Below are 8,961 nucleotides of genomic sequence, written 5' to 3'. Positions count from 1 at the left end.
TTGCTCAATGCGGAAAAACCTCCTAAACGGTATCGAGATAACCATTTGTAGGCCGTTTTTCGACTAACGTTAAAGGATTTACAGAGTTCACTGACATTGGCATTAGGTAGTAATAGTTGGTCTATTAATCGTTGTCGTTGAGACATAACACTTTCCTCACTCCATGGCAAAATCATCCCCTTATAAGTTATGATTTTGCCATTTTAAGTGTTACCTATCTGCCGTTCCAAGTGTTACCCATCTCCCGCTGCTATACAGAAGGCGGAGGGTCCATTCGTTATCATTTTGTCTGTGATTTTCATTACAGCATTATTCGTGTGTTCCCCAAGCCTTTTGATGAGACTTGAGAATATAACATTCCTTTTTTTTATAAGTTGCAATGTACTGATATAAAAGTGTGTTATGGATTTTCGGTATCTGACTTACCATTTATGGACCCTCCGCCTTCGCGGAGGGTGACGGGAAATTGTAGAAGGTGACGAGTAATTGCGGAGGGTGATGGGAAATTGCGGAGGGTGACGGGAAATTGCGGAGAGTGATGGGAAATTGCCGAGGGTGACGGGAAATTGCGGAGAGTGATGGGAAATTGCTGAGGGTGACGGGAAATTGCGGAGGGTGATGGGAAATTGCTAAGAGTGAGGGAGATCGCAGGGATTGACAGGTATGGCATGTGAAGGGGGCATATAAAAAAGAGGAGCTTTCAGGAACAAGTCGCGGGACGTTGAGAATAATGTGATGAATTGTCAACACACTCTATTATTCAGTGTTTTTTTTCAATTAATATCCAAATTCAATCGGTCAATTTAGTTAACTCAAAAATTTGCCTGTAGTAATTGGTGTAATTATCAGAATCGAGTGGCGAATAATTTAAATTCTTAAATAATCCCATTAACTCAATAAATAAATTCCGTGCGCTCTCTTTTTTTTCAAATTCATATTCTTTGGTAATAATACCATTCAATAGAACATGCAAAAGAAAAATCCCCTTTAAAAACCCTTATTGATATCAATGATGTTGGAGCCATGTTGGTTTTTCTTGCCAGCCATTATTCTAAAAATATGACTGGCGATACCCTATACCTAGATTGTGGATTTCATATTGTGGGTTAATTTGACTACTATCTACTTATGGTTGTAGAGTTTTTAATATAGAATTTGATTTATCAAGTCAAGGAACGACATGATTAACCTACTGTCACGCTATCGATTTCTCGCCTTATTTATCATATTGATCTTATTTTGTTTATTTAAAGCAGTGAATTCACAACTAGGTTGGTTTGATAGAACAGATATTGTTTTTGCAATCTTGATTGCTTCAAGTCTCTTAATTATCGGTCAAAAAAACAACACGTTGATCATGCTCATTAGTTGGCTTGTTTCAGCAGAGATTCTATTATTCTTATTGTCACTGTACTGGGATCAGGCGACAATTTATGCATTAAAGTTGTTAGTCATTATTGCTTTTTTTATTCTGATGACCTCCTTCTGTCTTTATTTTACCTTACAGGATAAAACCATTAGTGTAACCACTTTGTTTGGTTCTTTATCAACCTATTTATTTATTGGCTTTGTTTTTGCATATATTTATCTATTCATTGAATGGGTTAGTCCAATGTCTTTTTCTGGATTACAAACACAACATGAGGCGCAGGCCATGTATTTTTCTTTCATCTCTCTAACCACTGTTGGATTCGGTGAAATAGTACCGCTTAAACCTGTAGCGCAAACGGTTGTTTGGCTCGAAGCATTCACTGGACAATGTTACCTGGCGGTAATTATTGGACAACTGGTTGGACGTTATGTTGCCGATCACTTGAAAATCAAAGGATGATTGTTATGAATATAACTTCTGTTTCTGCAATCAGTTTTTACTGTTTATGCCTGATTACAGGAAGTCTCCTCATCTCATGTAGTGATACAACAAAAAAAAATGAGATAACTCAAGCCAGACCTGTACAGGCACTTCAGGTAGGCAGTTCCAAAAATTTTAACGGACGCTCTTTTCCAGGCAGAGCTACAGCTACTCAGGAAGTCAATTTAGCGTTTAATGTCAGTGGAACATTAATTGAATTACCAGTACATGTCGGTGACAAAGTAAAAACAGATGCCTTAATAGCTCGACTTGATCCTAAAGAATTTGAGGTCAAACTGAACTCCGCCAAGGCTGAGTTTATGCGAGATGAAAAAAATTTCCTGCGCGCAAAACAACTCATTAAAAAAGGTAATATTTCTCAAGTAGATTATGATTTGCTTGAATCCAAATTAGCCATTGCTCAAGCAAACCTGGATCTGGCAGAAAAAGCCCTGAGGGACACGATAATTAAAGCACCGTTCAATGGAAAAATTGCCAACTTATACGTTGAAAATTATCAGAGTGTATCCACCCAGCAAGCAATAGCACGACTTCTTGATACATCCGAGATTGAGATGGTTATCCAGATACCGGAAAATTTAATAAGCCTGATTCCTCAAGTGCAAAATATAGTCGTTCAATTTGATGCATTTCCAACACATATGATCCCCGCTCAAATTAAAGAAATCAGTAATGAGGCCTCCCCAGATACGCGAACCTACCCAGTTACATTGGCCATGAAACAACCTAAAGACATAGAAATATTGCCCGGGATGGCAGGTAAAGCAACGGGTAGTGTTGAATATAAATCAGCAACAAACAATACCATTACAGTTCCAGTTTCGGCATTGGTTACTCTAGGCTCTGATAACAATAGCTATGTCTGGATAATTGACAGTAAAACCTTTCAGGTGCACAGGCGACAGGTTCAAATAGGCGAACTAAGTCCAACTGGAGTCACTGTACTCAGTGGATTAAATCCTGATGATTGGGTGGTAACAGCAGGCGTACATAGTCTGGATGAGGGTGAAAAAGTCACCATTTTAAATCAACCGGGTAATTAAAATATGTTTTCACTCGCGGGTTATGCCATTAAAAATCGAGTTGTAACTTCTTTTATTATACTTTTATTAACCATTTCAGGGATTATCTGCTTTTTTAATCTGGGTCGTCTGGAAGACCCGGAATTCACGGTAAAAACAGCAACTATTACCACACATTACCCTGGTGCAAATGCAGAACAAGTAGAACTGGAAGTTACTGATCTTATTGAAAAAAAAATTCAGGAAATGTCTGAGGTTAAGGACATTTCTTCCATATCAAGAGCCGGATTATCCATCATCAAAGTCAATATAAAAAATGAATACTGGTCAGACCGCTTGCCACAGGTCTGGGATACCATGAGAAAAAAAATTGATGACATCAAAGATCGGTTACCTCCTGGCGCTGAAACACCCATTGTTGGTGATGATTTCGGTTATGTATTTGGTTTTTTACTGGCAGTTACTTCAGATGGATACAGTTACGCTCAATTAGAACAACTCACCAAAGCGCTTCAAAAAGAATTAAGTGTAGTTAAAGGTGTTGCACGAGTTGACTTATGGGGAGTTCAACAAAAAAGAGTCTATCTTGATATATCAAATACCCAGTTTTCCCAATTAGGAATAACCATTGCAGATCTGGAGAGAACATTAAAACTACAAAACCAGGTCGTCGATTCAGGTCAGGTAGATTATCAGTATCAACGCATGAGAATAGTACCAACAGGTGAATTTTCTACCGTAGATGCTATTGAGGATCTGTCCATAATTCCTCAATTAAAAGCTCATACCACTCAAAAAAGTGATGAAATCATCAGAATTCGTGATTTTGCTGTTGTCAAAGAAGGGTACATCGACCCACCACAACAACTGATGCGATATAATGGGTTACCCGCTATTGGTATTGCTTTGGCACCATTACCAGGAGTAAATGCCATTCAAGTGGGTAAGGAAATCAATAAAAAAATTGATGCTCTGCAAGCACACATGCCCAGAGGAATAGAAGTCCACAAAATTTCATGGCAATCCGACATTGTTGCAGAATCTATCAATGCCTTTCTCATTAATCTGCTTGAGGCAATTATCATTGTGCTGCTTGTTCTGGCGTTCACCATGGGACTCAGAGCAGGGATGATTATCGGAATTTCAGGGTTGATTTTAGCGATATTAGGCACGTTCATTGTGATGCAGATCCTGGCCATTGATCTGCAGCGTGTATCCTTGGGAGCGTTGATCATTGCCATGGGTATGATGGTTGATAATGCCATAGTTGTAGTCGATGGTTATATAAGCCGCTTGAAACAGGGTGAAGAAAAAGAACAAGCAGCAGTAAATGCTGCTCAAATTTCAGCATGGCCTCTTTTAGGTGCAACTGTTGTTGCCTGTATGGCGTTTTATCCCATTTTTTCCTCCAGCTATGACACTGGAGAATATGCAGGCAGTTTATTTACGGTTATTGCTGTTGCATTAATTTTCAGTTGGGTACTCTCACAAACAGCAACCCCGCTCCTGTGTCTATTATTCATTACTCCGCCAAAAGAACAATTAAACTCCGATAATGAATACAACAGCAGATTTTATAAATCCTACAAAAAACTACTTCAATCCGCTGTTCATTACCGTGTGACTTTTACATTATCGATGTGTGCTTTATTAGTCATTTCAATTATCGGATTTAAATACGTCCCTATTACCTATTTTCCAGACTCATCGCGTCTACAAGTAATGATTGATTATTGGGCCCCAGAAGGCACGCGAATCCAGGCAGTTTCATCAGATGTTCAGAAACTGGAAAAAAAACTATTATCTGATCCGGGAGTGGCTAGTGTCAGTACTTTTATCGGTCAAGGACCACCTCGTTTTTACCTGCCAGTTGAATCTGAGTTCCCCTATTCATCTTATGCTCAACTCATTGTCAACGTAAAAAACATGGCTGAAGTAGACAAACTGGTAACTACCCTGCCAGCGTGGAATAAAACAACCTTTCCACAATCCATGGTCAGAGTAAGAAAATATGCTGTTGGAGCTTTTAATAACTGGAAAATAGCTGCACGATTTAGCGGACCGGCAAATGCTTCCCCCGCTGTTTTGCGGAAGCTGGCTGATGAAGCCGTAGCCATTTTAAAAGCCAATCCCAATACCATAGATGTAAGAACAGATTGGCGGGAACGTGTACTGCAAATTGTCCCGTTATATCAACAGGAACGTGCACGCTGGGCCAATATTTCACGGCTGGATTTGGCACAAACACTTTCCAGAGCCAGTGATGGTATTGTTGTAGGTCTCTATCGTGAACAGGACGATTTAATTCCCATATTATTGCGCCAACCACAGTCTGAACGGGATACAGCAGCAATTGATCTTCCTCTGTTACAAATTAACTCTCAGGTAAGTACCAAAACAGTACCCGTATCACAAGTAACAGACGGTATTAAACTGGAATGGACAGATCCCATTATCTGGCGTTGGGATCGAAAAAGAGCCGTTACCGTACAATGCTCTCCAAACGGAGTTACCGCAAACACACTGAGAGAAACTATCCTCCCTCAATTTGAACAAATCAAACTTCCTCCAGGTTATACGTTAACGTGGGATGGCGAATATAAAAGCAGTAAGGAATCAGCCGAAGCATTAAAGCCGGGATTATTTCCATCCGTTATTATCATGCTACTCATCATAGTCATATTATTTAATGCCTATAGGCCCATGCTTATCATCATCGCTGTTATTCCTTTTGCCATGATAGGTATTACATCCGGTTTATTAATTACCGGGGTATCCTTTGGATTTATTGCATTGCTGGGAGCCATGAGTTTGTCAGGGATGATGATTAAAAATTCAGTGGTATTGCTTGATCAGGTCAATATCAATTTAGATCAAGGAATGAAGCCCTATGATGCAGTAATTCAGGCAGGAATAAGTCGCTTATCGCCAGTGGTTAATGCCGCGTTAACGACCATACTTGGCGTAATACCCCTTTTGCAAGATGTATTTTGGGTTTCTTTAGCTGTAACCATCATATTTGGTTTAACTTTCGGGACCATACTGACTATGTTTTTAGTACCGACCCTTTATTGTATTTTTTATAAGATTAAATCCAGAACTGAGCCTCACATCGATTAGCGGGTAAAACAATGATGGGAGTACTCACTCACTGCCAAGATTTAATGAACATGCGGCTCAATGTGATCAGTTATTACTTTGGGAGGGAGTTAATCCTGAAAAAGCCTTATATTCATGAATAAGGTGGGCCTGGTCATAATAATTGTTAATCTCCATAATTGCCTCCCAATCCATCCCATTCCGTATATGCATTAAAGTATTTTGAAATCGCTTCAGGAGCAAAAATTTTTGTGGGCTGATACCAACATAATCCTTAAAGCGTCTTTCCAGAGTTCTATTGGTGTAGCCAAAATCCGACGCTATATGATTCACGCTACTAGGCACACCAAGATTCATTATTTGTTTAATTTGCTGCATAAAGTGCTCATCGACACGTTTACCTTTATTGGTATTTAAACCACTAAAAAATGCCTCCAGTGTCGGCACAATATCTTCTACAGTTTGCACAGATAAAAGCTGCTCTTCAAGAATGTCTTGAAGGGTTTTACCGAAAATATCGGATAAGTTAAGCGCCTGATTTGTCAATGCGCTTGCAGATTCATTAAAGAGAACAGGGACAGCCCAGGGATAAAAAGTGATTAAAAGGGTTTTGGTATCACTGGTTGAGTATTTAAAATCTTTATATTTTGTTTGCAGTCCACTGATTCCACATCGTCCCAGTTCAATGTGCTGATGCTCCTGGAGCAATAACAATGAACCCGTATATTGAAAGCCCATGACCACATAACAATCAGGCATAACCCTATAGGGTTGGTTGTTTGTCTGTTCTTCTTGGGAATCAATCCCAATACTTTTTATAAGAGAAGACAACACGGGATTTAAAATATCGGATATGGGTAATACTTGCATCAGAAACTCTTGAGTTAAACCTGTTTAAAAAAACTGTTACCCTGCTTATTATAACGCTCTGCTCATAAATCCGCCAACGAAGTCCCGAGTTAATTAACACGCTTCTCAATTGATTTCTTAATACCTACAGGATCAAGCCATATTTTATAAGAAATTAATCTGTCGGATTTTTACAATAAGAATGAGCTCAATTATCGCATCATTAACTCTCTGATTCATACTACTAAACTCTATGGAGACCTTACATGATGCACAACCATCAATTTATTAATGCAGACTACCCATTTCAATCCCGATTTATTAGTATTAAAGGGGCAAATTTACATTATATTGAAGAAGGCGAAGGGAAACCCATCCTGTTCCTTCATGGTATGCCATCTTCATCGTACATGTGGCGAAACATTATTCCCCATCTAAAAGCTTATGGCCGATGCATAGCACTTGATCTTATCGGTCACGGGAATTCGGATTCACCCGATATAGAATTTCGTGTTGAAGATCATTTAGCCTATCTGACCGAATTTATTGAACAGCTCGATTTAAAAGACATTTTGATTGTAGGGCACAGCTGGGGAGCATCACTTGGAATTGCTTACGCCAAAACACACGAACACAATATTAGAGGTTTAAGCTACCTGGAACCTATGTTGGGCGCCTGGAACCATTGGGAGGATTTCAATCCAAATAACTCCGCAGCTCAGGATCTCTTTAAGAAATTTAGATCTCCTGAAGGATGGGAGCTCATCGTAAATCAAAATATGTTTCTCGAACAGATTTTTATAAATGCATCAATGCGAGCACTTTCTCCTGAGGAGAACGCACATTACATCAATCCTTTTCAAGCAATAGAACGACGGAAAGCTGCCTGGAGAGCGCCTCAGGAATTACCGATAGCACATAATCCAGCAGATGTCGTGACGCTTGTAGACACTAATTTCTCCTGGATGAAAAAAACAACCATCCCGCAATTATTTTTTTATACCGACCCTGCGGCCTTTTTCACTAAAGAAGCAGTTGACCAATTCGTACAACAAGCCTGTGCTGTAACGCCCTGCTATTTAGGTAAAGGTGTCTATAATCACGCAGAGGACTACCCTCACGAAATTGGTTTTACCTTGGTTGCATGGATTATAAATAATTATTCTTTAGGATCGGTTACGCCAAAATTCAGCTTTTATACCATAATTCATAAGGCCATTAGAAAAAGTCTATTCGATACGGCTGTACTCGCCGGACAGACCGACTTTTTTGATATCGATAAAAGGGAGACCTTCATTAAGAAATTCTCCGATTTGATGAGTTTACTAAAAAATCACTCATTAAATGAAGATACCTATATTCTTCCGCTCCTGATTGAAAAAAAAATAGCTCCATCTATTGAACAGGATCATGAACATTTAGAAGCAGATCTTCAGAGGCTGGAACAGATGTTGCGAATAACATGCGAATGTCAGGAACAATCCATTTGCGATGAGTTGGGCAATAATTTTTACCTCGCGTTCAATGAATTTATTTCTCATTATTTACAGCATTTGTTTGATGAAGAAACGTACATTATGCCGGCATTGCGAGAAGCATATCCTCTCTCAGTTTTACTATCATCTATGGATGAATTTAAAAAATCACAATCAGAAGAGGAGATGAAGCAATCACTCAGTTTAATTTTAGGAGCCATCAACACGAAGGAGTCGCAATTAATATTAAATAATAATCAGCAATCAGCTTCTCAAGAAATATATTAAACGGTGTCCAAAATTCAATCTATAATTAGAAACTAAGAGAGCGAATAATTGTATTTTCATCTATTTTCTTTCTTATTAATTGCCCCAAGGAGTATTTATTATGAACGCTTATATCAGGCCATTGTTATTCGTTTTAGCTCTAGGCTTTACCCCTGCCCTGGTGTTTGCCGATGATTGCAATGTAAGTGATTGTAAAGGTACAAAAGCTTCTGACGAGATAGACTGCCCGGGACATGGATGTGGTTGTTATTGTGATGAAAATGGAAATGCTCGATGCAAATGCACGCAGCCTAATTAATCGCGACGCACTCTGCTAATCCACAATCTCTTTGCTATTCAATACAACAAAGAGATT

The 8,961-nt window shown here is 39.0% G+C and carries 8 protein-coding genes; 6 read left to right on the top strand and 2 right to left on the bottom strand.

From position 1 onward, the window contains the following. The coding region (locus Lqua_RS19040; RefSeq protein WP_420798066.1) for a helix-turn-helix domain-containing protein at positions 1 to 146 on the bottom strand (146 nt) is incomplete at its 3' end. Between the two features lie 814 nt (positions 147 to 960). Between Lqua_RS19040 and Lqua_RS17980 the strand changes: the two genes are divergently transcribed. The 4 genes from Lqua_RS17980 (at position 961) to Lqua_RS11790 (ending at position 6,015) form a co-directional block, all read left to right on the top strand. Continuing rightward, the gene (locus tag Lqua_RS17980; RefSeq protein ID WP_083501323.1) at positions 961 to 1,110 is read left to right on the top strand and encodes an SDR family oxidoreductase; all 150 of its coding nucleotides are present in this window, start codon (positions 961 to 963) and stop codon (positions 1,108 to 1,110) included. A gap of 70 nt (positions 1,111 to 1,180) precedes the next feature. Beyond that, on the top strand, positions 1,181 to 1,831 hold the full coding sequence (locus tag Lqua_RS11800) for an ion channel (protein ID WP_058474489.1): 651 nt from the start codon (positions 1,181 to 1,183) through the stop codon (positions 1,829 to 1,831). Between the two features lie 5 nt (positions 1,832 to 1,836). Then, a complete protein-coding gene (locus tag Lqua_RS11795; protein WP_058474488.1) occupies positions 1,837 to 2,916 on the top strand; it encodes an efflux RND transporter periplasmic adaptor subunit in 1,080 nt (359 codons plus the stop codon). A 3-nt stretch (positions 2,917 to 2,919) separates the two neighbouring features. Further along, positions 2,920 to 6,015, top strand: a complete 3,096-nt coding sequence (locus Lqua_RS11790; RefSeq protein WP_058474487.1) for an efflux RND transporter permease subunit — start codon at positions 2,920 to 2,922, stop codon at positions 6,013 to 6,015. Positions 6,016 to 6,081: 66 nt separating this feature from the next. On the opposite strand, the gene Lqua_RS11785 is transcribed toward Lqua_RS11790, so the two are convergent. Beyond that, positions 6,082 to 6,864, bottom strand: coding sequence for a helix-turn-helix domain-containing protein (locus Lqua_RS11785; protein WP_058474486.1), 783 nt, complete (start codon positions 6,862 to 6,864; stop codon positions 6,082 to 6,084). Positions 6,865 to 7,109: 245 nt separating this feature from the next. On the opposite strand from Lqua_RS11785, the gene Lqua_RS11780 reads away from it, so the two are divergent. Then, positions 7,110 to 8,606 (top strand): haloalkane dehalogenase, encoded by a 1,497-nt coding sequence (locus Lqua_RS11780; RefSeq protein WP_058474485.1) that lies wholly within the window; start codon positions 7,110 to 7,112, stop codon positions 8,604 to 8,606. Between the two features lie 100 nt (positions 8,607 to 8,706). Beyond that, positions 8,707 to 8,904: a hypothetical protein gene (locus tag Lqua_RS11775; protein WP_058474484.1), complete on the top strand. Its 198-nt coding sequence runs from the start codon at positions 8,707 to 8,709 to the stop codon at positions 8,902 to 8,904. Positions 8,905 to 8,961 lie beyond the last annotated feature (57 nt).

Source organism: Legionella quateirensis (assembly GCF_001467955.1).
Lineage (GTDB): Bacteria > Pseudomonadota > Gammaproteobacteria > Legionellales > Legionellaceae > Legionella > Legionella quateirensis.
Note: the sequence above shows the minus strand (reverse complement) of the source record. Positions and strands in the feature narration are given on the sequence as shown.